Origin of the sequence: Clostridium puniceum (genome assembly GCF_002006345.1) — a bacterium.
In the GTDB taxonomy this organism is placed as follows: Bacteria; Bacillota; Clostridia; order Clostridiales; family Clostridiaceae; genus Clostridium; species Clostridium puniceum.
On record NZ_LZZM01000089.1, the window covers coordinates 23752 to 47839 of the forward strand.

Here is a 24088-nt window from a genome sequence, read left to right on the forward strand (position 1 = left end):
TACATTGATTTTAAAGCGTGATAATCTTCAATGTGTTAAGGAAATTTAGAAATAAAATACAATTTAAATTTATTTTCATTGTTTAAATATTAAAATTAAAAAATATAGAAATGGAGAATTTTATATGAAAATGAGAATGGAATCTGATTCAATAGGAAGTATGGAAATACCAGAGGAGTCTTATTACGGTATTCAATCTTTAAGAGCAAGTATTAATTTTCAAATCACAAACAAGAGAATCCACAAGGAACTTATAGTAAGTCTTGCAGAGGTAAAAAAAGCTGCAGCAATTACAAATAGAGATGCAGAACTTTTAGATGGTACCATTGCTAATGCAATAATAAATGCTTGTGACGAAATAATTTGTGGTAAACTACACGAAGAATTTATAGTTGATCCAATTCAAGGCGGAGCAGGAACTTCTACAAATATGAATGCAAATGAGATAATTGCAAATCGTGGTATTGAATTGCTTGCTGGGAAAAAAGGAGATTATAGGATTATACATCCAAATGATCACGTAAACATGGCCCAATCAACTAATGATGTTTATCCTACAGCTGGAAAGCTTGCAGTTTTAAAGCTACTTCCTGAAACGATTTCAGAACTTCAACGTTTATATAATGCACTAGAATTAAAGGCTTTAGAATTTAATAACATTATTAAAATGGGAAGAACGCAACTTCAAGATGCAGTGCCAATTAGACTTGGTCAATCTTTTCATGCTTTTGCGTCAATGATAAAGCGTGATATTAATCGATTAAAAGAAGCAGAAAAAGAGATGTTAGCTGTAAATATTGGTGGTACAGCTATTGGAACCTCAATAAATGTAAGTTCAGATTATTTATATAATATTACAGCAAATTTAAGAAAGGTAAGTGGACATAATATAATTCAAGCAAAAGATTTAATTGATGCAACTCAAAATCTTGATGGTTTTGTGAGCGTTTCAGGAAGCTTAAAGACATGTGCAGCTAATCTTTCAAAAATGGCAAATGACCTAAGGTTATTATCAAGCGGACCAAAGACTGGTATTGGTGAAATTAATTTACCAGCAATGCAAAATGGATCATCTATTATGCCTGGTAAAGTAAATCCAGTTATTTTAGAGGTGGTTTCTCAAGTTGCTTTCAATATTATGGGAAATGATCTTACAATAACTATGGCTGCAGAATCTGGACAATTAGAATTAAATGCTTTTGAGCCAGTTCTTTTCTATAACTTATTTGAATCTATAGAAACTCTTAAAAATGCAACAATGACTTTAGTAGATAATTGTATTTTGGGTATTACTGCTAATGAGGATAGGTGTAAAGAACTTTTAAATAATAGTGTTGGAACTGCAACAGCTCTTTGTCCTTATATTGGATATAAAAAAGCTGCTGAAATTTCTAAAGAATCATTAAAATCAGGAATTTCAGTTAAAGAACTAGTATTAAGAGAAGAAATATTAACAAAAGAAGAATTAGAAAAGATCTTAGATCCATTTTCCATGACTCAATTAAATTACTCTTCAATCTTAAAAGAAAAACCAAAAGTAAATAAAGCAATATAATATTTTGTGCACATTGCACTAAAATATTGTTTTAAAAGATAATGGATTTATAGATTTTAATATGCTACCATTGAGTAGACAAAGGTGTCTTTAATAAAAAGATGCCTTTATTTTTATCATGAAATGTAAAAAATATTTTATATACGTATTAGGAGGAATGTTGGATATGAAATTTGATTATAATTTGCCAGTAAATTTATTATTTGGTAGAGGCAGAATAAATGAAGTAGGCTCAGAAGTGGCTAAATACGGGAAAAAGGTTCTAATAGTAACGGGTAGAAGTAGTACAAAAAAGAGTGGTTTACTTGATAAAACTAAAAATTTATTAGAAGAAGTAAAGGTTGAATATGAAATTTTTGATAGAGTAGAACAAAATCCACTTACTACTACAGTATATGAAGGTGTTGAGGCTATAAAAGAAACAGGCTGTGATGTTATACTAGGTCTTGGCGGTGGAAGCATAATGGATGCAGCTAAAAGTATTGCTTTTACAGCTAAAAATTCTGGTGATATTTCAGAATATATATTTGGAATAAAACAAGGTAAAGATGCTCTTCCTATAGTTTTAGTTCCAACAACTTGTGGAACTGGAAGCGAAGGAAATTGTTTTTCTGTGCTTACTAACCCAGAAACTAAGGATAAAAAATCACTTAGAACTAATATAATAATCGCAAAAGCATCAATTATTGATCCAGAGCTTATGACCACAATGCCTAAGGGGATACTTGCATCTGTTGGATTTGACGCATTAGCACATAATATGGAAGCATATGTATCAAAAATTGGACAACCATTAACAGATATGAAAGCTCTTTATGGAATAAAATTATTAGCAGAAAATTTAATTAAAGTATATAAGAATTCAAATGATTTAGAAGCGTGGGAAAAGGTTAGTTTAGCTAGTACTTTAGGTGGTATGGTAATTGGAGTTTCAGGGGTAACAGCACCTCATGGAATGGAGCATCCAGCAAGTGGACTTTATGATATTGTCCATGGAAAAGGACTTGCAGCGCTTACACCAATAATTGTTGAAAGATCTTGGGAAAGTAATATAGAAAAATATAGTGATATATCAAAATTATTAGGAGGTACTGATGCAAAAGATTGTGCAGATTCAATAAAAAACTTTCTTGAAGAAATTAATTTAAAAGTAACTTTAGGCGAATTTGGAATAGGTGAAAAGGATGTTGATTGGATGGCAGAAAATTGTATAAAGGTTTCAAAGCCAAGTATGATAAATCATCCTGTAAAATTTACGTTAGAAGAAATTAAGGATATTTATTATAAAGCATTATAAAGATTAAAACATAAAGAAATTAATAAATATATTATGTTTTAATTATAAAGCTACATAGAATATTAAAGAAACGATATTAATATAAATTTTATGAAAAAATAATTTCATAAAATTTATATAATCAATCTTAATCATAAAAACTACTTTATAGTAAATAACTTGTGCACAGTGCACTAAAATATTGTTATTAGAGATAATAGACTTATAAATTAATATATGATAACATAATTACAACATAAGAAGTACTATAAAAGTTAAAGATGTTGCTTGTGAAAGCTAAATATATTTTAATTTTAAGAAATCAATGATGAGGAATAAAAAACTTAAGATTAAATATATGCAGACTGCACAAAAAGGTACTTATTAACACAGAAATTATAAAAATGTTATGATAATATTTTATAACAAGAAAATAAAAAATATAGTAAATGCAAAGGCGCACTGAAATCAGAACAGTGCGCCTTTTTATATTACAAAAAATTGGAGTTGAGAGATATGTATAAAGTTTGTGAATTATCAAAAAAATATGGTGATTTAGAAGTATTAAAAAATATAAGCTTAGATATAAAAGAAGGTGAAGTAGTATGCATTATAGGTCCATCAGGTTCTGGGAAAAGTACATTTTTAAGATGTTTAAACTTATTTGAAACTCCAACAGGGGGAGAAATGTATTATAACGGGAAAAATGCAATGGATAAAGCTACAGATATAAGATCTCTCAGAGAAGAGGTAGGAATGGTGTTTCAAAAGTACAATTTATTTCCATTACATACAGTAATACAAAATGTTATGTTAGCGCCAATACTTACAAAAAAGAAAAATAGAAAAGATGCAGAAGAAATTGCTTTTGAGCTTCTTAAGAAGGTAGGTTTAAAGGATAAAGCAGATGTATATCCTATAACTTTATCAGGAGGACAACAACAAAGGGTTGCAATAGCAAGAGCATTAGCAATGGAGCCTAAAATGCTTCTATTTGATGAACCAACATCAGCCTTAGATCCGGAATTAGTGGGTGATGTACTAGATGTCATGAAACAATTAGCGAAAGATGGTATGACAATGGTTGTTGTGACACATGAAATGGGTTTTGCTAGGGATGTATCTGATAGAGTAATTTTTATGGACAAAGGATATATAGTAGAAGAAGGTAATCCAAAGGAGATTTTCACAAATCCTAAAAACGAAAGAACAAAAGAATTTTTATCTAGAGTATTAAATTAAAATGTCTATAAAATTATACAAAATATAGTGAGAATTAAGCATAAGCTTTAAATATCAAAAAAATAAATTACAGAGGGGAAATAAATTATGAAAAAATTATGGAACAAATTATTAATATCGATGTTAGTTGTAATGAGTTGTATTGTATTATTAGCTGGGTGTGGAGCATCTGGAGCTAGCAGTGGAGCATCAGACAGCAGTAAGGCAAAAGATACTTTGGCAGCAGCAAAAGAAAAAGGGGTATTAACAGTTGCTTCGTCAAATGATGCCCCATTTGCATTTATGGATGCTAAGACAAATGAGTTTACTGGAATTGATGCAGAAATTATTGGGGAAGTTGCTAAAAGACTTGGTATTAATAAAGTTGAAATGAAACAAATACCATTTGAAAACTTGTTGATTGAATTGAATAATAATTCTGTAGATATGGTAACAGATGGAATGTATGTAAAAGATGAACGTAAAAAATTAGCTAAATTTACAAATATATGGTACAAAGAAGGCGAAGCTATTGTTATTCCTAAGAATTCAAAAATTACAAGTAAAGACGATTTAAAAGATGTAGTGCTAGGCGGACAAAAAGGAACAGCTTTCTTAGAAACTGCTCAAAAGTGGCAACAGTCTGGTCTAGTTAAAGAAGTTAAAGTATTTGGAAGTCAATCTGAATTAATGCTAGCTGTAAATACTGGGAAAATAGATGCATGTATTACTGATGGCGCAGTTGCAGGATATACATTATCACAAGATAGTAGCCTTAGTTTAAAGATTTTATCACCATATAAAGCAGAATCGGCTGGAATGATAGCAGCTGCGGTTAGAAAAAATGATACTGCCTTGGCTGATGCAGTAAATGAAAAAATCGATGAAATGAAAAAAGATGGAACAATCCTAAAACTTCTTAAGAAGTATGGAATGAATGATGATAATTTTGTATCAGTAGAAGAAGGAAAAACTTCAGATAAATAATATTACAATCTAAAAGGAATCCATATGGATTCTTTTTAGAAAAGGAGGCAGTATATATGGATATTTTATCTAACTTAGACTTTAGTACAGCGTTTAAATATTTAGTACCTTCATTGAAGGATGGGCTTTTGATAGTATTACAAGCAACAGTATTGGGATTTTTTTTAGCAATAATTTTAGGTCTGTTTATTGCAATTGGCCGTATTAGTAAAATAAAGATTTTAAAAGGGATTTTAGTAGTATTTTTAGAATTTATTAGAGGAACACCGTTATTAGTTCAATTAGTATATATGTATTATGTAGTACCACTTTTATTATCTATGATTGTACAAATTTGGAATCCAGGATATCAGGTTAAAATAAGTTCATTGGTTGCGGGAACAATAGGTCTTGGAATTAATTATGGATGTTATATATCAGAAGTTATTCGTTCATCAATATTATCAATAGATGGTGGACAAACAGAAGCAGCATTAGCACTTGGACTTACTAAAAAACAAGCTTTATTTAAAATAATAATACCTCAAGCCTTACGTAACTCAATACCTGTATTTGGAAATTACTTGGTGATGATGTTAAAAGATACTTCGTTACTTGCATATGTATCAGTTAGTGAATTATTATTACGTACTCAAAGTTACGCATCACAATCATTTTTAACTATTGAATCATATACAATCTTAGCAGGATTTTATTTAATATTGAGTTTACCACTTGCACAATTAGTAAAATTAGTAGAAAAGAAAATGCTAAAGTTTAGTTAATTAAAATAAACTTTGGCATAATAAATAGGTATAAATGATAAATTATTTTCTTTATGTACGGATTATAAAAAATATATAATCGAATTTATTTTATTAATTACGTATTTATAATTGAAACCTATTCATAAGTTACAAGAATTAACACCTTTGTAATATATCATTTTATGTGGTTATTATTTAGGTGTTTTGTTTTTTATAAGTAGTATTTAAAATAGGATAACGTTAGGAAGATGCAGTATCTGAATTATTTTTCGTGTCATCTGTTATATCATATTTGGCAGGTTTAATTGGCAAGCCTTTATTGCGAGCTCTTTTTTCAAACCACATAGTAACTATAGGTGTTAATATAGAAGTTACTAAAACACTTGTAGCAATAATAGCAGTTGCGGAACTTGCAACTGGCTCAAATTGGGAATTAGCTTGTGCTATTGCATAAGGAACAGCAACTGCAGCACCTGCGGTTGAAGATGCTGCCCAACCTGCAACGCCATCTGATCCGGTTACAAATCTATCAACAAGACTTAAAATTCCACCGGATAAGAAGACTACGGAAATTCCCATAATAATACCTATAAGTCCTGATTGAATGATCATCCCAAAGCTTAAGTTAAATCCTAATGTAAATGCAAAGAAAGGAATTAGACCTGTAACTAATGGTGCAAACATTTTACAAAAATCTTTATCCAAAGTTCCAAGAGCAATACCTAATGCAAAAGGAATTAAAGTGGAAACTAAGGTTTGCCAAGGAAATGAGGCAATACCAGCAACACCCATAGCAACCATTGTCATAAACGGACCGGATTCTATACTAATAAATGGGAAGCCAGCAGCATCTTCTTTCCTACCGAGAGTTGTCATTAATGCTAGATAAAGTCCACCATTTGTTTCATTAAAAGAGGAAATAACTGCTAACACAGAAAGTCCAGAAAAAATTCCCGATTGTATTCCATTTGTAGGAAGGATATGAGATGCAATTACGCCTAGAAAAGATGCAAAGAGGACTTTTATAATTAATAAAGAAAGACCTTTTTTTGCAATGTATCCAGAGGTACGTAAATCAATAGTAGTGCCAATAGAGAAAAAGAAAATGAATAATATGACAGATGTTCCTGTTAAAAAATTGCCTGTAAACCCACCAAAAAATTTATTTACATCTGGTGATAATGTTTTTAGTAATGCGCCCAAAAATAAGGGGACAATCATCATACCTCCTGGTATCTTTTCGATATTTTTTTTAATTTTCATAGTTATATACTCCTTTCAAGTGTTATGATTTAATTATTATTTATTAATGTTGATATTGATGCTTATTAAGATGTATAAATGATTGCAATAAATTAAAATTTAGAGTATAAATCTTTTGCTTGTTAAGATTACTATAGATAGTGAATTTTATGCACACGTTTTCCAAAACAACTATTAATTTAATATCTATCTATAAAATAGATACTTAATAGAATCAATTAAACAATTAATTCTATTATATGTAATTATATATAAAATTACAATAAATTAGAAAAAATATAGTGTTATTTAAAAATGAGAGTATATTTAAGAGTGAAAACTATACTTAGTGTAAATCATTTATTTTTGAAGAATAAAAGTTATTTTAAACGAAAATTAGAGAAGATAACATGTCTATTAAAGAAAATTTTCATTTAAGTAACTCTTTTTTTATAGAGAAATATATGATAAAAATATAATAAGTACAAACAATTTTTAAATATTTAAGGGATAAAGGTGGATTTTATGGCAATTTCGGTGAAGGATATACTTAAATTAGATTCTTTAAAAAAGATCAATCTTGTTGGTGGAAAAGCTGGGTTAGAGAAATGTATAGAATGGATATATGTAGCAGAATGTTTTGAAAATCCATTGGAAGGAATTAAGTGGTTACAAGGTGGAGAAATTATATTTATAACTGGTGTTGGAATTAAGGATAATGTAGAAATATTATTAGAATTAATTAAAGGAATAAGTGAAAAAAATGGATCTGGATTAATAGTAAATATAGGCCCATATATAAAAAGTATATCTGAAGAGGCAATTAAACTTGCAGATAAACTTGAAGTACCATTATTTACATTGCCATGGGAGGTAAAATTAGTTGAAGTTTCTAGAGAAATTAGTAATGCTATAGTTTTATCACGTATAGAAGAGAATTCACTTACTCATTTTTTAAGCAATATTTTATTTGGGGATGGAGAAGTAGAAGGGGATGCAATACAAAAGGCTGCATATTTTGGATATAATTTAGCAGGAGAATGTTGTATATGTGTAATAGATATTGATGGTTTTGAAAGATATTTAAAGTTAAAAAAGTTAGAAGATGAAGTAAGTATATCTAAAATTAAAATTACATTTAGGAAGATAGTTCAAGATATATTAGAGAAGCATGCCCTTAAAGTACCTATAATTGATAAAGATGATGCAGTTCTTTTTTTCATTAGATCAGAGGAAAATTGTATGAATAGACTAGATAAAGCACTAAAAGAAATACAAGAAATAATAAAAAAGCGCATGGATGGTCTTTCAGTAAGTGTAGGAATTGGAAATTCCTATAAAGATTTAAAAATGATGAAACAATCATTAAATGAAGCAGAACTAGCTATTGATAGTGCAAAATGTCAGGGCTTAGATGATACAATTACAAAATATAAAGACATAGGAATTTATGGACTTCTTTTCAGTATTCCAAATAGAACTGTATTAGAAAACTATTTTACAGAAGTTTTAGGTACAATTAGTAGTGAGAATAAAGATAATAACTTGATTGAAATATTAGAAACTTATTTAAATGAAAATTGTAATATTACAGTTACTGCAGAAAAGCTGTTTTTACATAGAAATACGCTTAAATATAAAATAAAGAAAATAGAAGAATTATTAAATTGTGATTTACATAATTTCAATGATTGTATGAAGGTAAAAATTGCATTATATATTAATAAGGTTTTAAAATAATAATTTGTGCTTTGGAGGTTGTGAACAAAATTATTATAGCCTTTGGACATAGAAAAAGAGTTAACTTTTCTATATAATATGTAAAAATAAGTAATTGAAAGATTCAATGGGCAACGATAGTCTATCACTTTGGGGTGATAGACTTTTGTTTTTTATAACTATAAATTAATGAAAATTAAGTATAATTTAAGTTTAACTCTTTAAGAAAGTCCATTGCTCCAAAATAAATGTTAACTGTTTACTGTTAACTGAAAAAAGGGTGGTTATATGTCAATTTTAGTAAAGGATATTTTAAAATTAAAATCTCTAAAAGAAATGGAATTAGTAGGTGGAAGTATAGGTTTAGAAAAATGTATTGAATGGATATATGTATCGGAATGTCTTGAAGATCCATTAGAAGGCATAAAGTGGCTACAAGGTGGAGAAATAGTCATTATAACTGGAGTAGGAATAAAGAGTGACATTAATGTTCTAACAAAGCTCATTGAAGGTATTAGTGAAAAAAATGGAGCGGCATTAATAGTGAATGTAGGGAAATACATAAGAGAAATTCCAGATGGAGCTATTAAGATTGCTGATAAATTTCAGATTCCTTTATTTACATTGCCCTGGGAAGTACGATTAGTTGAGGTTTCAAAGGAAATAAGTAATACTATTATATTAGCACGTATTGAAGAGAAATTTATGAATGACTTTTTAAATAATATATTATTTGGTCAAATTGATTTAGGAATAAATATTAAAGAAAAAGCAAATTATTTTGGATATAATCTACAAGGAAAATGTTGTATATGTATTGTTAAAATTAACGGATTTAAAGAATTTGCAAAAGCAAAAAAATTATATGATGAAATAAGTATAGCTAAAGTAAAACTAGTCCTTAGAAAACTAGTTCAAGACATATTAGAAAAATATTCATTAAAGGTACCTATTATAGATAATGAAGAAGAAATTATATTTTTAAATAGATCAGAAGAAAATTCTATGAATAGGCTTAATAAAGCATTAAAAGACGTACAAGAAGTAATTGGGAAGAGAATGAATGGAATTTCAATAAATGTTGGTATTGGAAATGGTTATGAGGATTTAAGTCTAATGAAAGATTCCTTTAATGAAGCTAAAATAGTTATAGAAAGTTTAAAGTGTGAAGGTGTTAGTCAAGCAATTAAAAGATATAGCGATATAGGAATATATAGTTTAATATTTAATATTGAAAATAAAAAAATATTAGAAAATTATTGTAAACAAGTAATTGGACCAATTTTAGAAAAAACAAAAAGAAATAAAGAAACTAGTTTAGTTGAAATATTGGATACATATTTAATTGAAAATTGCAATCTTACTATAGCAGCTGAAAAATTGTATCTACATAGAAATACGCTTACATATAGAATAAAAAAGATAGAACAATTATTGAATTGTAATCTTCATAATTTTGAGGATTGTCTTAGAATAAAAATGGCATTATATATTAGCAAGATGTTATAAATAATAAGCTTTTGGTCAAAATAGACAAAAATATTATGGCGATTGGACATAGAAAAGAAGGGGATAAAGTATTATTATAGAACCAAGCTAACACAGAAAAAACAATAATTTAGTAGACGATGGAGTCTTTCATGTATTTAAGACATGATGACTCTATTTTTAATGTGTAGGTAAAGTATAGAATTTTTAAATGAAGAATGAATGGTTAAGGAGGAAATTAAAAAAAATTTATCATTAATCATTTATCATTCATTCTTCATCAAAATAGAGGGGGATTTAAGATGATAAAGGAATCAAATGTAAAATTAGTAACATCAATACCAGGACCTAAATCAAAGGAAATTCTTGAAGAAAGAAAAAAATATGTAGCTAATGGAGTATCAGTGTCAACAGGTATTGCCATTGCTGAGGCAAAAGGAGCTTTAATTAAAGATGTCGATGGAAATGTATTTGTAGATTTTGCTGCAGGCATTGGTGTTCAAAATGTAGGACATTGTGATGATGAAATAGTTAAAGCAATAAAAGAACAAGCAGAGAAATATATTCATCCAGGATATAATGTAGTAACTTATGAATCATATGGAGCTTTAGCTAAGAAGTTAACAGAAATAGCAGTTGGTAATTTTGAAAAAAAAGTTATGTTTGCTAATAGTGGAGCAGAAGCAGTAGAAAATGCTATAAAAATAGCTAGAACCTATACAAAGAAAACAGGAGTTCTTTCAGCTACAGGATCTTTTCATGGACGTACAAATATGACTATGTCAATAACAAGTAAATATAAACCATATAAAAATGGATTTGGACCATTTGCTCCAGAAACATATAAGTTTGATTTTCCATATTCATATAGGGCACCACTTGGAGTTTCAGAAGAAGAATATGCTGATGAATGTATTAATAAATTAAAAACTATGCTAAAAACAACATTATCACCAGATATGATAGCTTGTTTAATAGTTGAGCCATTACAAGGTGAAGGTGGATTTGTTGTACCATCTGCAAAATACATGCAAGAATTACAAAAGATTTGTAATGAAAACAACATAGTATTTATAGTAGATGAAATACAAGCAGGTTTTGCAAGAACTGGGAAGATGTTTGCTCATGAACACTATGGAATAGAACCAGATATAATTACATTATCAAAATCTATAGCAGCAGGAGTTCCATTAAGTGCTGTAGTTGCTAAAAAGGAAATAATGGATTCTGCATGTGTTGGGGGAATAGGTGGAACATATAGTGGTAGCCCTCTTGCATGTGTTGCAGCTCTTAAAGTAATAGAAAAAATAGAAAAAGAAGATTTATGTAGTAAGTCACAAGAACTTGGCAATTATATTATTGGAAGACTTAATGAAATGAAAGAAAAATATCCGGTTATAGGTGATGTTAGAGGGCTTGGTTCTATGATAGGTATAGAGCTTGTAAAAGACCGAAAAACAAAAGAACCAGTAGCGGATTTGGTTAAAATTGTAATTCAAAAGTGTTATGAAAAAGGAGTAATATTACTAAATGCAGGACTGCTTGGTAACGTAATTCGTTTCTTACCACCATTAGTTATGACAGATGAACAAGTCAAGTATGGGATGGATGTATTAGAAGAAACAATTAAAGAGTGTATCTAATATAAAATCATAGAATTCACAAGTTAATATTTCAATGTATGAATTAATTCATGTGGTATATAAATTACAATTTATATATTGCATGAATTATATTTTTATAAAAATAATTTTAATATTCACATAGTAGCAAATTAAATTATTTTATTCTTAAATAATATAATGGATACTTTTGATATTGATTAATATGTAAAAATAAGATTGCTTACATTATATAAAAATAATTGACAATAAAATTTTCAAGTAGTAATATTTAATCAAGGCAAAGAAGCTCATAAAGCGAGATTCTTCGCCTTTTTTCATATATAGAAAGAAAATTTTTTTACAAACGAACCAATTTATTTGGGAATTTTACAATGAAAAATAATATACTTTGAAATGCTTAAGAATAAAGAGAAAAAGCAATGAGCTAATTGAGGGAGGGCAATATGGTAGAAGCAGTGGTATCTATAGGACTTGCAGTTGATGAAAAAATGATAATAAGAAAAAATAGAATTCAGCCAACACAGTTGATTGGAAAAGAAAAAAGGATATGTATTATTACAGGGCTTCATGGAGATGAGCTTGAAGGGCAATATGTATGCTATGAATTAATTAAAAAAATAAGTGAAAATATAGAATTTCTAAATGGTATAGTGGATATATATCCAACACTTAATCCACTTGGAATAGATTCAGTACATAGGGGAATGCCTACTTTTGATCTAGACATGAATAGAATATTTCCAGGGTCAGAAAATGGTGCAATGGCAGAACATGTTGCAGCCAAAATTATAGAAGATATAGATGGAGCTGATATGTGTATTGATTTACATTCTAGCAATATATTTTTACGGGAGATTCCTCAAGTTAGAGTTAGTGAGCATATTGCAGAAAAATTAGTACCTTATGCAAAATTATTAAATATTGATTTTGTTTGGGTTCATCCAGTAGCAACAGTACTTGAATCTACCCTTACATATAATTTGAACAGTAGAAATATACCAACATTGCTTGTAGAAATGGGAGTTGGCATGAGAATAACAAAAGAATATGGAGATCAACTGGTAACAGGAATATTTAATTTAATGAAAGAAATGAATATGTGGAAAGGTCAGGTTTTGCCTGTTAAAGATGCAATCGTATCAACAGAAAAAGAAGTTGAAACCATTAATTCAAAATCTTCAGGAATTTTTATGTCTACTTTAAATCATTTAGCAGAAATAAGAAAAGGGGATACTATAGGAGAAATATTAAATCCATTAACAGGTGATATAGAAGAAAAAGTAATTTCGCCTTGTGACGGAATGCTTTTTACATTAAGAGAATACCCAGTAGTTTATGAGGGGTCTCTTATTGCAAGAGTGCTTGGAGGTGTAAAATGAAAAAGGAAATATTGTTTACATTAAAGTCACCTCATAGAGATGATATGCGTATTGCAGGATATAAATTTGGAAAAGGTGATAAGGCAGCTTGTATAGTAGGTGCTATTAGAGGTAATGAAATACAACAATTATATACTTGTTCTCAATTAATTAAGACTTTAACAAAGCTAGAACGCAGGGGGGCAATTGCTAGAGATCGTGAAATTTTAGTGATTCCATGTGTAAATCCTCATTCTATGAATATAGGAAAAAGATTTTGGACAATGGATAATACAGATATAAATAGAATGTTCCCAGGAAATGCAGAGGGAGAAACAACAAAAAAAATTGCAAATGGTGTTTTTGAACAAGTTAAGGGGTATGCATTTGGAATTCAGTTTGCTAGTTTTTATATGCCAGGAGATTTTATACCTCATATAAGAATGATGGAAACTGGTTACCATAGCCCAAGCTTAGCAAATCTTTTTGGACTTCAATATGTACTTACACGTAAGCCTAAACCAGTTGATACAACAACACTGAATTACAATTGGCAATTATGGAATACAAGTGCATTTTCAATATATACAAATGCAACAGACCAAATTGATGAAATATCAGCAAAGCATGCGGTAGTAGCCGTTTTAAGGTTTTTAACTAGAATGGGAGTAATAAAATATAATAGTCATAGTGGCTATATAGCAAGTGTTTTGCAAGAAGAAGATTTGTTGTCAGTTAAAACAACAACAGGTGGAATATATAGAAGATTAAAAAATCCAGGAGATGGAGTTGAAAGAGGCGATGTTCTTGGGGAAATAATTCATCCTTATGAAGGTGAAGTTATAGAGCAAATAAAATCACCAACAGATGGAATAATATTTTTTGCGCATACATCACCATTAGTGATGGAAAGCGTAGTTGCATATAAAATAATTAGAAGACTTCATCAATAAAATTATTAAATCCAGCTTAGGGTATAAAGTTGTACTCTAAGTTTTTTAAATCTTCATACTTATTTAAAATAATTTTATGGAGAGTTTTAAAAGGAAAATTTATGTGAATATATGATAATTATATAAAATATATTAATGTTAGGTTAATTATAGAAATTTAAGTATAAATTAAGGTAAAATTAATATATAAAATAGAATTTCTTAATAAAAAGTATGTATAATAATAATTATAATACAAGTTAATCATTAACTCATATTTAATTTTTATCATAACAAATAAGTATTTACGGGGGGAACAAAAATGAAATTGAAAAAAACTTTAGCAATTATTATGACAGCAGCTTTGACAGTTGGAACAATGGCTGGATGTAGCCAAGCAACTCTCAACTATTCAAAGGAACTTTCTAATACAGCAAAATGGGAAGCTACAACTTCGAATATAGAAGGTAAAATTAATGTTGATGCGTTAGGCATAAAAGAAGAAGTGACATTTACTGCTAATGGATATGCAACAAAAGAACAAGCATATGTGGACATGAAATTTAATAATACATCAGGTAAAATTAAAATTCCAGAAATGAAAGTTTATTCAGATGGAGCTACAGTATACATTAACAAGAGTTTCTATGAAGGATTATATGCACTATCTGGACAAGCTAATTCAACAGGATTAGCGAACATAAAAGAAGAATACATAGCTCTTGAAAATTCAACAGCTAATGGAATGGATGTAAATAAAATAAAAGCATTAACTAGTCAACCAGATGCAATGATTCAATTTGGAAAGTTAATATTTGGTGAAAATAATGATATTGATTTACCTTTTGTTCAAAATGGAAGAGAGTATACAATAAAGCTTGATGCCAATCAAACTGTAGATTTGGCTGCAAAAGCTGTTAAAGCATGTGCTAATAATTTGGAAAATTTAAACAAGAGTTTTGCATTAGGATTAAGTGATGAAGATATTGCACAAATTAAAGCTGCAGCAAATGATGAAAAATTTAATACAACAGTGAATGATATTAAAACATCGTTAGCTGGCTCAACTATTACTTCAAAAGAATTATTTACAGATAGCAGTTATAACTCAGATGCTAGTATTAACTTACAAGTTAAAGATTTTGGAAAAATTTCAATGGAAATGAAAGCAACAAATACTAAGAGTGAAGTTAAAGCAATAACCCTTCCAACTAGTAAAATTAAACTTACAGCAGAGGAGTTTGCTAAGATATCGGCTCCATCAACTACAACTATAGAATCGACTACAAATGTAGTAGCAAAATAATATAAAATAAATTTATATTATAGAAACTATAGCAAAATTGTTTAAATGATTTTGCTATAGTTTTTTTGTTATATTTTAAGGATTTATATTTTTATATGCTTAGGACAAATTAAAATTTATTAAAGTAAATAAATTAATATATACATGTTAATACTAAGAATATATAAGATAAAACCTACATTGTAGAACATTAATGTGGTAGTATATAGATATATAGGAAGAATAAATAGTAATTGCACGATGGAGGGAAATTTTTATGGGAATTAAGCAAACATTAGTAAGCTTTATGAAAGAACCTGGTTATAAACCAATGGAGATTGAAGAATTAGTTGCTATATTTGATATAAAGAAAAATGAATATACTGCTTTCAAAAAGATTTTGAGGGTAATGGAGAGTGAAGGGTTTATTGTAAGAACAAAGAAAAATAAATATATGATAAATGAAAAAAATAATGAAGAAGAAGGATTAATTGTAGGAAAACTTCAAGCTCATGCAAAAGGCTTTGGATTCTTAATTCCTGATGAAGAAGATCAAAAAGATGTTTTTATTCCAAGTACATCTATGAATGGAGCTATGAATGGAGATAAAATATCTGTTAAGATAACAAGAGAAGATAGAAGTACTAAGAAGAGAGAAGGTGAAGTAATTCAAATTCTTGAAAGAAATACAACTAAAGTAGTAGGTGTATATGAAGATTGTAAGAATTTTGGATTTGCAGTTTCAGAAGATACCAAAATATCCAAAGATATATTTATTTCTAAAAAGGATAGAAATGGCGCTAAAGATGGAGATGTTGTTATAGTTAAAATAACAAAGTGGCCAGACGAAAAAAGAAAAGCAGAAGGTGTTGTAGTAGAAGTTTTAGGTAGAAAAGGAGATAGAGGAATAGATATCTTAATGATTATTAAGAAACTTGGACTTCCAGAAGAATTTTCTGATAAAGTATTGAAGTTTGCTGAGGGTATTTCCGAGGAAATTGATGAAAAAGAATATAAAGGAAGAAGAGACTTAAGAGACTTGAAAATGGTTACAATAGATGGTGAAGATGCTAAGGATTTAGACGATGCTGTATCTATTGAAAAATTAAGTAATGGAAACTTTAAATTAGGCGTTCATATTGCAGATGTAACTCATTATGTAAAGGAAAATAATCCATTAGATAAAGAAGCATTAAAAAGAGCCACTTCTGTTTATTTAATAGATAGAGTAGTTCCAATGCTTCCAAGAAAACTATCAAATGGTATATGTTCGTTAAATCCTAAAGTAGATAGATTGACATTAACTTGCTTTATGGAAATAGATCATAAAGGAAAAGTAGTAAATCATGAAATAGTAGAATCAATTATTAAAACTAATGAAAGAATGACATATACAGATGTTACAAAAATTTTAAAAAATCATGATGAGGAATTAATAAAGAAATATGACTATCTTTATGAAGATTTTAAGATGATGGAAGAACTTTGCTATATATTAAGATTAAAGAGAACTAAAAGAGGAGCCATTGATTTTGAAATTGCAGAAGCCAAAATTACATTAAATGAGCTTGGCAAACCAATTGAAATAAAGCCTTATGATCGTGAAATAGCAAATAGAATGATAGAAGAATTTATGTTAGCTGCCAATGAAACAGTAGCAGAGCATATGTTTAAAACTCATTTTCCTTTTGTATATAGAATACATGAGAGCCCAGATGAAGAAAAGTTAGCTAAATTCAAAGAATTTGTTTATAACTTAGGGTATACTATTCAATGGACTGAAGAAATACGTCCTAAGAGTTTTCAAGAAATTTTAGAGAAAGTTAAAGGTAAGAATGAAGAGACCGTTGTAAGTACTTTATTGTTACGTTCTATGATGCAGGCTAGATATGCTACAGAATGTAGTGGTCACTTCGGACTTGCAGCAGAGTATTATTGTCACTTTACTTCTCCAATAAGAAGATATCCAGATTTGCAAATTCATAGAATTATAAAAGAATATTTACATGGAGAAATTGATGAAAAAAGAATAAATAAATTGAAAAATATAGTTGGCTACGCAGCTAAGCAATCATCAGAAATGGAAAGAAAGGCACAAGATGCAGAAAGAGAAGTTGATGATCTTAAAAAGGCTGAATATATGCAAGATAAGATTGGAGAAGAGTTCGAAGGAATTATATCTTCAGTTACATCTTTTGGAGTATTTGTAGAATTACAAAATACAATTGAAGGATTAGTTCATATTACAGACTTAGATGATGACTATTACATATTTGATGAAGCTCATCTTAGTCTAATTGGTGAGAGAACTAAGAAGATTTATAAGCTTGGAGATAAAGTAAAAGTAGAATGTGTGAATGTAGATATAGCAAACAGAGAAATATTCTTTAGAATTACAGAAGAACATAAAAGAGAAGAGGGTGAAGAACAAGATATACCAAAAGATATGGATAAAGAACTTAAAAGTTAATCAGAAGAAACAGTATAAATAGATTAAAAATATTTAGATGGAGATTTTTAATCCACCTAAATTTGTTGATTTAGAAAGATATGTATAATATAATTTTAGTAATAAACTGTTAATTGTTAATTGCCACAGGGTACTCTAAAGGGCATTAACTCTTAACTTAACTAAGTGGGTGATTTAAAATGGCAAGAAAAAAGAATGAAAATTCATTAGCTGAAAATAGAAAAGCAAGACATGACTACTTTGTGGAAGAAGCAATGGAAGCTGGGTTAGTGCTAGTTGGAACAGAAGTTAAATCAATAAGAAAGGGTAGGGTTAATCTTAAAGATTGCTACGCTGATATATATAATGGTGAATTATTTATAAAAAATATGCATATTTCTCCTTATGAACAAGGAAATATATTTAATGTAGATCCAGTAAGAGAAAGAAAATTACTGCTTCATAAAGAGCAAATAAGAAGACTTGATGGATTAGTATCTCAAGATGGATACACTTTAATACCATTATCGCTTTACCTAAAAGAAGGTAAAGTCAAAGTTGCACTTGGGGTATGTAAAGGTAAGAAAAATTATGATAAGAGAGATTCTATGTTAGAGAGAGCTCATAAGAGAGATATAGATAGAGCAATAAAAGAGAGATATAGATAGTGTAATAAAAGATGTTAGGAAGAATCATTAATTATTAAATAGCAATTTTTCAAATATAAAGTATACCTCATTAAATTTTGAATGAGGTATACTTTTATTTATATTAGATAATATTCAGCAATCTATATGAGAGTTTAATGTAGAAAATTAATTGGAATGTATATATTAAAAAGCTTGCAATAAAATAAATAAATATATATAATATAACTAATCCGATTACAATACTAAGGATTCAAGAGTTTAAAGGATTATTTTTTGGGGTTGACAAATAAAAAAAATGCTTATATAATCATGTCATAAACTAAATTAAATAATCGAATATCTTATCAAGAGTGGTGGAGGGACTGGCCCTTTGAAACCCGGCAACCGAAATATTGATTCATTTATTAATATTTTTATGGTGCTAATTCCAGCAGCTTTTAGCTGATAGATGAGAGGATAAATTTACAAGTGTTTTATGCGCTAGAGATTTATTCTCTGGCGCTTTTGTTTTGAGGTATCTTCAAATAAATAGCAAACCAGTTAGTTATTTGAGACAGATATCTTAGTTATCCGGAGACTAGACAGAACAAAATCAAGGAGGAAAAGTGTTTTGATAGAAATTAAAAATGTAATTAAAAGTTTTGGGGAAACACAAGTTATAAAAGATGTATCAATAAGTATAAAAAAAGGCGAAATTTATGGGATAATAGGACATAGTGGAGCAGGAAAATCTACATTGCTTAGATGTATAAATGGACTAGAATCTTATAATGGAGGATTTGTTAATGTAATGGGTAAAGAAGTTTCTTCATTAACAGGTAAAAGCCTTAGAGAATTTAGAAAAGATTTAGGAATGATTTTTCAAAACTTTAATCTTATGAAAAGAAAAAATGTTTTTTATAATGTTGCACTTCCTCTTGAAGTATGGGGCTACAATAAGAGTGAAATAAAAGATAAGGTATTGGAATTACTTAAATTGGTTGGATTAGAAGACAAAAGATTAAGCAAACCATCAGAACTTAGTGGTGGACAGAAACAAAGAGTAGCAATAGCAAGAGCATTAGCATTAGATCCTAAAATATTACTTTGTGATGAAGCTACATCAGCATTAGATCCTAAAATAACAAAAGATATATTATCATTACTTTCTAAAATTAATAAAGAATTAGGAATAACAATAGTAATAGTTACCCATCAAATGGAAGTTATAAAAGAAATTTGTCAAAGAGTTACTTTATTAGATGGGGGAATAGTAAAAGCAGAAGGGAAAGCAGAAGATTTATTTTTAAAACCTGGAAAGTCACTAAAGAAATTCCTAGGTGAAGAAGATGATGAGCTTTTACCAGAAGATGGAGTTAATATTAAATTATTTTTTCCAAGCAATTCTTCAGAAAATGCACTTATAACTAAAATGGCTAGAGAGCTTGAAATAGATTTTTCAATAGTTTGGGGTAAACTTGAAAAATTTAGGGAGGAAGTATTAGGGGGGCTTGTAATAAATATAAAAGAACAAGACAAAGATAAGGTTATGAAGTATCTTGAGAGTAAGGATATTTTATTGGAGGTGATTGAATAATGAATGAGATAATAGGAAAAGCTTTAATAGAAACATTAGAGATGGTTCTTGTATCAACTACGTTTTCAGTTATTTTAGGATTTATACCTGCAATTATATTAACAGTAACAGCTAATGATGGATTAAAACCTAATAAAATAATTTATACTATTTTAGATTTTATAATTAATACATTAAGAAGTTTTCCAGTTCTTATATTAATGGTAATAATTATACCTTTAACAAGATTTATTGTAGGTAAATCTATAGGTACAGAAGCAGCTATGGTTCCACTTACAATTGCAGCAGCACCTTTTGTTGCAAGAATTATAGAATCATCATTAAGAGAAGTTGATAAAGGAGTAGTTGAAGCAGCAAAATCTTTTGGAGCATCAAATACTCAAATTATATTTAAGGTTATGCTCAAAGAAGCAGTTCCTTCAATAATATCAGGAATAACTCTTACAATAATAAGTATTGTTGGATATTCTGCAATGGCAGGAACTATTGGAGGCGGAGGACTTGGTCAAGTAGCAATAAGTTATGGATACCAAAGATACCAAACAGATGTAATGATAGTAACTTGTATTATTTTAATTATAGTAGTACAAGGACTACAATTGTTAGGAAATTATTTTTATAATAAATTATCAAAATAGGGGGAATAAAATATGAAAAAGAAATCAATTTTATCAATAGTTTTAGCAGGAATAGTAACATTAGGATTAGTAGGCTGTGGGGGCACAAATAATACAGCAAGTAAAGATTCTAAAAGTGATAAGGTAATAAAGATTGGAGTAACACCAAAACCACATAAAGAAATAGTAGAAATAGCAAAGCCTTTACTTGAAAAAGAAGGATATACAGTAGAAATAACTGAATTCAATGATTATGTTCAACCTAACACTGCCGTGTCAGAAGGATCGTTAGATGCAAACTTCTTTCAACATGCTCCATATTTAAAGGAACAAAATGAATCAAAGGGATTTAAATTAGTTTCAGTAGGCGCAGTTCATTTGGAGCCAATGGGATTATATTCTAAAAAGATTAAGAATTTAGATGAACTTAAAGATGGTTCCACAATTGCCATTCCAAATGATGCAACAAATGAAGCTAGAGCATTAAAATTATTGGAAAGTAAGGGGATAATAAAAATTAAAGAGGGTGAATTAGCTACACCAAAAGATATTACAGAAAATAAGAAAAATTTAAAGTTTTCTGAATTAGAAGCAGCAGCAGTTCCAAGAGCAATAGATGATGTTGATGCAGCTGTAATAAATGGTAACTATGCAATAGAAGCTAAATTTAATCCAACAAAAGATGCAATAATAATTGAAGATAAAAATTCAGAAGCTGCTAAGCCTTATGCAAACATTATTGTTGTAAAAGAAGGTAATGAAAAGCAAGAAAAAATTCAAGCTTTAGTAAAAGCGTTGACATCACCAGAAGTAAAAGCTTTTATAGAAAAAGAATACAGTGGAGCGGTAATTCCAGTATTTTAATGAATTATAAAATTAAAAATATTAGAGTTTAGCCACACCAAAATAAGTTCCTCTGCAAGTATGATAAATACTTGTGGAGGATTTTTCTTTATCTTTAACAATTAGCTAAAATAATGTATACTTTTAATTATAATTAGGAAAATAATGTTCTAAATTGTAAATTACATAAAAAGAAATTTAAGCTTAAAGGTAAAGATTTTCTTTAAAGGGGAATGAGTTATGAACATATCAGAGGTTAAGGTAAAGTTAGTAGGAAAGGATATATTAAGTATTATTAATGAATTCGTCAAAATTGATGGATTAAATTTAAAAAGTGTAACCATTGAAGATGGAATAATTTTAGATGGAAGCTTTAAAAAAGGAATTAAAATAGATTTTTTGATGAAAGTAGAATTAGTTGAATGTTTTAGTAATAAGATTACGGCTAGAATAGTTAAAGTAAAAATTTTAAACCTTGGGCTTTTTAGAATTATAAGAAGTTTTGCATTAAAGCAGCTAGCAAAAGTATTTAAAGAATATGGAATAGAAAGCCAAAAAGATAAAGTAACAATAAATATAAATACAATTATTAAAGATGTACCATTTGTTGATTTGACTATTGATGAAATTTTTATGAAGAGATCGGAATTATGGGTGGAAATTAGCAATGTTAATATATCTGTAGCTGGAGAATTAATAAAGAAAGTAGAAGCAGAAGAAGTTAAGGACGAAAGTGAAGAGGTCACAGAAGCATTAGAAATTGTAAATAAAATAGAGGATAAGTACTCTAAAGGCAGAGATATTCTAAGCAACAAGTTATCGGAAGAAGCTAAAAAATATAAAGATTATATATTTATATTGCCAGATATAGTTTCTCTAATTTACAGGTTACTTAAGGATACTAGAGTATCTATAAAAACTAAGTTGATAATGTCAGCAGCTATTGGATATATAACAATACCTACAGATTTAATACCTAGTAAAATACCATTCATAGGTGTAATTGATGATATTGGAGTGGGAATTTTTGCTTTAAATAAGGTTCTTAAAGATGTTCCATTAACTATAATATTAGAAAATTGGGAAGGCGAAAATGAGTTGCTTTTAGTGTTGAAAAATGGAATTGAATATTTAACTGATTTTACTGGAGCTAGAAATGTAGGAAAACTATATGAGGTAGTAGAAGAATTATCTACATTGTAAGTTAACTTTAATATTTGGATATAATTTATATAAATTATATATATATTTCAGTTAGCAATTAACAATGAATAATGAAATCTCTAGAGAGAAAGTTCATGTTTCAAAAGATAAAATTTACTGTATGAAAGTTTGAAAGACAAGATTTAAAATGATCACAGAGAAAGCTCTGATAGCCAAAGATAAAATTTGGGTCATCACTTTTTGATTCTCGCTTTTGGACATTCACTTTTCTTTTGGAATTTCTTAAATATTAATTACTAGAAATGTAAGATTTAAAATGCAACATATATAGGAAAAATAATCGAGGATGTAATACATGTCTTTATGAGATTAAGGATTTAACAAAGAAGGGAATAAGGAAATGGCAAAGAAAGTTTATGCAATACAATGTGGATTTGATGCTAAGAACAATAAGAGAATAGAAAATACTATAGTTAATACTTGGGATGAATGTCTTAAATATGTGAAAGGTGTAAAAGGTGCTAAATATAAGAGTTTTGAAAGTATTGAAGATGCAAATTTATATTTAAATGAAGGTAATAGAATGCTTAAAAAGAGTGATGAAAACTATCCCAAAGATTGTCTTCACGCTTATGTTGATGGCAGTTATAATTCATCTGACGGAAGATATTCTTATGGTGTAGTTTGTGTTAAAGATAATGTTGTAGAATATATAGAAAGTAATGCAGAAAAGGATACATCAGAAAAAAATATAAGACAAATAGCAGGAGAGCTTAAAGGTGCTGTTAGAGCTATTGAATATGGTTTAAAACAAAATGAAACTAAAATAGTTTTATTTCATGATTATGAAGGAATAGCGCATCATGCTACTGGTGCTTGGGATAGAAAAGAAGAATCATCTATGGAATATTATAATAAGATGCAAAAATTAATGAATTCTGGAATTGAAATTATATTTGTAAAGGTAGATAGTCACACAGGAGATTTATTTAATGAACTAGTAGATGAAAAATGTAAGGAATGCCTAGGTATAACTTCTGATAGGGTTATTGAAAAATGGCTTTCTAAAAATACTATAGAAGTTTCTAATGAGGAAGTAAAAGCTGAAATTTTAAGTATAGCTCCTAATGCTGTTAAGAATATAATTATAAGTGGACACATTGAAGTTATTAACGATGACATAAAAAATGATGTAGCTACAGACAAAGATGAAAATGAGGATAAGGAAGTAAGATTTGAGAAAATTATAAGTTTGTATAAAAGTAATTGTAAAGATGGAAAGAAGATTATTTCAAAATTGTTAAGTAAAGAAAAAGAAAGCTTTATATTATACCTATTGAATAAGTTTGAATAGA

Annotated in this window: 19 protein-coding genes and 1 riboswitch; of the genes, 18 read left to right on the plus strand and 1 reads right to left on the minus strand. The window is 28.6% G+C overall.

Annotation, left to right across the window (positions count from 1 at the left end):
- Nucleotides 1-124: 124 nt before the first annotated feature.
- From CLPUN_RS06760 to CLPUN_RS06780, 5 genes are all read left to right on the plus strand, one after another.
- On the plus strand, nt 125-1555 hold the full coding sequence (locus CLPUN_RS06760; RefSeq protein ID WP_077846555.1) for an aspartate ammonia-lyase: 1431 nt from the start codon (nt 125-127) through the stop codon (nt 1553-1555).
- A gap of 166 nt (nt 1556-1721) precedes the next feature.
- Nucleotides 1722-2852, plus strand: a complete 1131-nt coding sequence (locus CLPUN_RS06765; RefSeq protein WP_077846556.1) for an iron-containing alcohol dehydrogenase — start codon at nt 1722-1724, stop codon at nt 2850-2852.
- 495 nt (nt 2853-3347) lie between these two features.
- Complete coding sequence (locus tag CLPUN_RS06770; RefSeq protein ID WP_077846557.1) at nt 3348-4073, plus strand: amino acid ABC transporter ATP-binding protein; 726 nt, start codon at nt 3348-3350, stop codon at nt 4071-4073.
- An 87-nt stretch (nt 4074-4160) separates the two neighbouring features.
- The gene (locus tag CLPUN_RS06775; RefSeq protein ID WP_077846558.1) at nt 4161-5039 is read left to right on the plus strand and encodes a substrate-binding periplasmic protein; all 879 of its coding nucleotides are present in this window, start codon (nt 4161-4163) and stop codon (nt 5037-5039) included.
- Between the two features lie 56 nt (nt 5040-5095).
- Nucleotides 5096-5803 carry an amino acid ABC transporter permease gene (locus tag CLPUN_RS06780; RefSeq protein ID WP_077846559.1) on the plus strand — a complete coding sequence of 236 codons (708 nt, stop codon included), beginning with the start codon at nt 5096-5098 and terminating at the stop codon, nt 5801-5803.
- A gap of 222 nt (nt 5804-6025) precedes the next feature.
- Here CLPUN_RS06780 and CLPUN_RS06785 read toward each other — a convergent pair whose 3' ends face one another.
- On the minus strand, nt 6026-7048 hold the full coding sequence (locus CLPUN_RS06785) for a 2-keto-3-deoxygluconate permease (protein WP_077846560.1): 1023 nt from the start codon (nt 7046-7048) through the stop codon (nt 6026-6028).
- 504 nt (nt 7049-7552) lie between these two features.
- Here CLPUN_RS06785 and CLPUN_RS06790 point away from each other — a divergent pair.
- The 13 genes from CLPUN_RS06790 to CLPUN_RS06850 all read left to right on the plus strand — a co-directional run bounded on the left by CLPUN_RS06790 (nt 7553) and on the right by CLPUN_RS06850 (nt 24087).
- Nucleotides 7553-8767, plus strand: coding sequence for a PucR family transcriptional regulator (locus CLPUN_RS06790; protein WP_077846561.1), 1215 nt, complete (start codon nt 7553-7555; stop codon nt 8765-8767).
- A gap of 267 nt (nt 8768-9034) precedes the next feature.
- Nucleotides 9035-10255, plus strand: a complete 1221-nt coding sequence (locus CLPUN_RS06795) for a PucR family transcriptional regulator (RefSeq protein WP_077846562.1) — start codon at nt 9035-9037, stop codon at nt 10253-10255.
- A gap of 281 nt (nt 10256-10536) precedes the next feature.
- The gene (gabT, locus tag CLPUN_RS06800; RefSeq protein ID WP_077846563.1) at nt 10537-11877 is read left to right on the plus strand and encodes a 4-aminobutyrate--2-oxoglutarate transaminase; all 1341 of its coding nucleotides are present in this window, start codon (nt 10537-10539) and stop codon (nt 11875-11877) included.
- A gap of 425 nt (nt 11878-12302) precedes the next feature.
- Nucleotides 12303-13238, plus strand: coding sequence for a M14 family metallopeptidase (locus CLPUN_RS06805; RefSeq protein WP_077846564.1), 936 nt, complete (start codon nt 12303-12305; stop codon nt 13236-13238).
- Nucleotides 13235-14170 carry a M14 family metallopeptidase gene (locus CLPUN_RS06810; protein ID WP_077846565.1) on the plus strand — a complete coding sequence of 312 codons (936 nt, stop codon included), beginning with the start codon at nt 13235-13237 and terminating at the stop codon, nt 14168-14170. Before CLPUN_RS06805 ends, CLPUN_RS06810 begins: the two co-directional genes overlap by 4 nt.
- 301 nt (nt 14171-14471) lie before the next feature.
- Entirely contained in the window at nt 14472-15455 is a 984-nt protein-coding gene (locus tag CLPUN_RS06815) for a hypothetical protein (RefSeq protein ID WP_077846566.1), read from the plus strand.
- A gap of 256 nt (nt 15456-15711) precedes the next feature.
- Complete coding sequence (rnr, locus tag CLPUN_RS06820) at nt 15712-17904, plus strand: ribonuclease R (protein ID WP_077846567.1); 2193 nt, start codon at nt 15712-15714, stop codon at nt 17902-17904.
- A 179-nt stretch (nt 17905-18083) separates the two neighbouring features.
- Nucleotides 18084-18551: an SsrA-binding protein SmpB gene (gene smpB / locus CLPUN_RS06825; protein WP_077846568.1), complete on the plus strand. Its 468-nt coding sequence runs from the start codon at nt 18084-18086 to the stop codon at nt 18549-18551.
- A 320-nt stretch (nt 18552-18871) separates the two neighbouring features.
- A riboswitch (SAM riboswitch) is annotated at nt 18872-18988 on the plus strand.
- A gap of 155 nt (nt 18989-19143) precedes the next feature.
- Nucleotides 19144-20109: a methionine ABC transporter ATP-binding protein gene (locus CLPUN_RS06830; RefSeq protein WP_077846569.1), complete on the plus strand. Its 966-nt coding sequence runs from the start codon at nt 19144-19146 to the stop codon at nt 20107-20109.
- A complete protein-coding gene (locus CLPUN_RS06835; protein WP_077846570.1) occupies nt 20109-20747 on the plus strand; it encodes a methionine ABC transporter permease in 639 nt (212 codons plus the stop codon). The genes CLPUN_RS06830 and CLPUN_RS06835 overlap by 1 nt, the downstream gene beginning before the upstream one ends.
- Nucleotides 20748-20759: 12 nt before the next feature.
- Entirely contained in the window at nt 20760-21590 is an 831-nt protein-coding gene (locus CLPUN_RS06840; RefSeq protein WP_077846571.1) for a MetQ/NlpA family ABC transporter substrate-binding protein, read from the plus strand.
- A 219-nt stretch (nt 21591-21809) separates the two neighbouring features.
- Nucleotides 21810-22772 (plus strand): YkvA family protein, encoded by a 963-nt coding sequence (locus tag CLPUN_RS06845; protein WP_077846572.1) that lies wholly within the window; start codon nt 21810-21812, stop codon nt 22770-22772.
- A gap of 361 nt (nt 22773-23133) precedes the next feature.
- On the plus strand, nt 23134-24087 hold the full coding sequence (locus CLPUN_RS06850; RefSeq protein WP_077846573.1) for a ribonuclease H1 domain-containing protein: 954 nt from the start codon (nt 23134-23136) through the stop codon (nt 24085-24087).
- The last annotated feature ends 1 nt before the right edge of the window (nt 24088 follow it).

Bases quoted from the DNA above. Each gene is read 5' to 3' on its own strand.
- CLPUN_RS06815 (WP_077846566.1), top strand. From the start codon at position 14,472: ATGAAATTGAAAAAAACTTTAGCAATTATTATGACAGCAGCTTTGACA.
- CLPUN_RS06780 (WP_077846559.1), top strand. From the start codon at position 5,096: ATGGATATTTTATCTAACTTAGACTTTAGTACAGCGTTTAAATATTTA.
- CLPUN_RS06805 (WP_077846564.1), top strand. From the start codon at position 12,303: ATGGTAGAAGCAGTGGTATCTATAGGACTTGCAGTTGATGAAAAAATG.
- rnr (WP_077846567.1), top strand. From the start codon at position 15,712: ATGGGAATTAAGCAAACATTAGTAAGCTTTATGAAAGAACCTGGTTAT.
- CLPUN_RS06760 (WP_077846555.1), top strand. From the start codon at position 125: ATGAAAATGAGAATGGAATCTGATTCAATAGGAAGTATGGAAATACCA.
- CLPUN_RS06845 (WP_077846572.1), top strand. From the start codon at position 21,810: ATGAACATATCAGAGGTTAAGGTAAAGTTAGTAGGAAAGGATATATTA.
- CLPUN_RS06840 (WP_077846571.1), top strand. From the start codon at position 20,760: ATGAAAAAGAAATCAATTTTATCAATAGTTTTAGCAGGAATAGTAACA.
- CLPUN_RS06775 (WP_077846558.1), top strand. From the start codon at position 4,161: ATGAAAAAATTATGGAACAAATTATTAATATCGATGTTAGTTGTAATG.
- smpB (WP_077846568.1), top strand. From the start codon at position 18,084: ATGGCAAGAAAAAAGAATGAAAATTCATTAGCTGAAAATAGAAAAGCA.
- CLPUN_RS06765 (WP_077846556.1), top strand. From the start codon at position 1,722: ATGAAATTTGATTATAATTTGCCAGTAAATTTATTATTTGGTAGAGGC.
- CLPUN_RS06785 (WP_077846560.1), bottom strand. From the start codon at position 7,048: ATGAAAATTAAAAAAAATATCGAAAAGATACCAGGAGGTATGATGATT.
- CLPUN_RS06770 (WP_077846557.1), top strand. From the start codon at position 3,348: ATGTATAAAGTTTGTGAATTATCAAAAAAATATGGTGATTTAGAAGTA.
- CLPUN_RS06835 (WP_077846570.1), top strand. From the start codon at position 20,109: ATGAATGAGATAATAGGAAAAGCTTTAATAGAAACATTAGAGATGGTT.
- gabT (WP_077846563.1), top strand. From the start codon at position 10,537: ATGATAAAGGAATCAAATGTAAAATTAGTAACATCAATACCAGGACCT.
- CLPUN_RS06850 (WP_077846573.1), top strand. From the start codon at position 23,134: ATGGCAAAGAAAGTTTATGCAATACAATGTGGATTTGATGCTAAGAAC.
- CLPUN_RS06810 (WP_077846565.1), top strand. From the start codon at position 13,235: ATGAAAAAGGAAATATTGTTTACATTAAAGTCACCTCATAGAGATGAT.
- CLPUN_RS06795 (WP_077846562.1), top strand. From the start codon at position 9,035: ATGTCAATTTTAGTAAAGGATATTTTAAAATTAAAATCTCTAAAAGAA.
- CLPUN_RS06790 (WP_077846561.1), top strand. From the start codon at position 7,553: ATGGCAATTTCGGTGAAGGATATACTTAAATTAGATTCTTTAAAAAAG.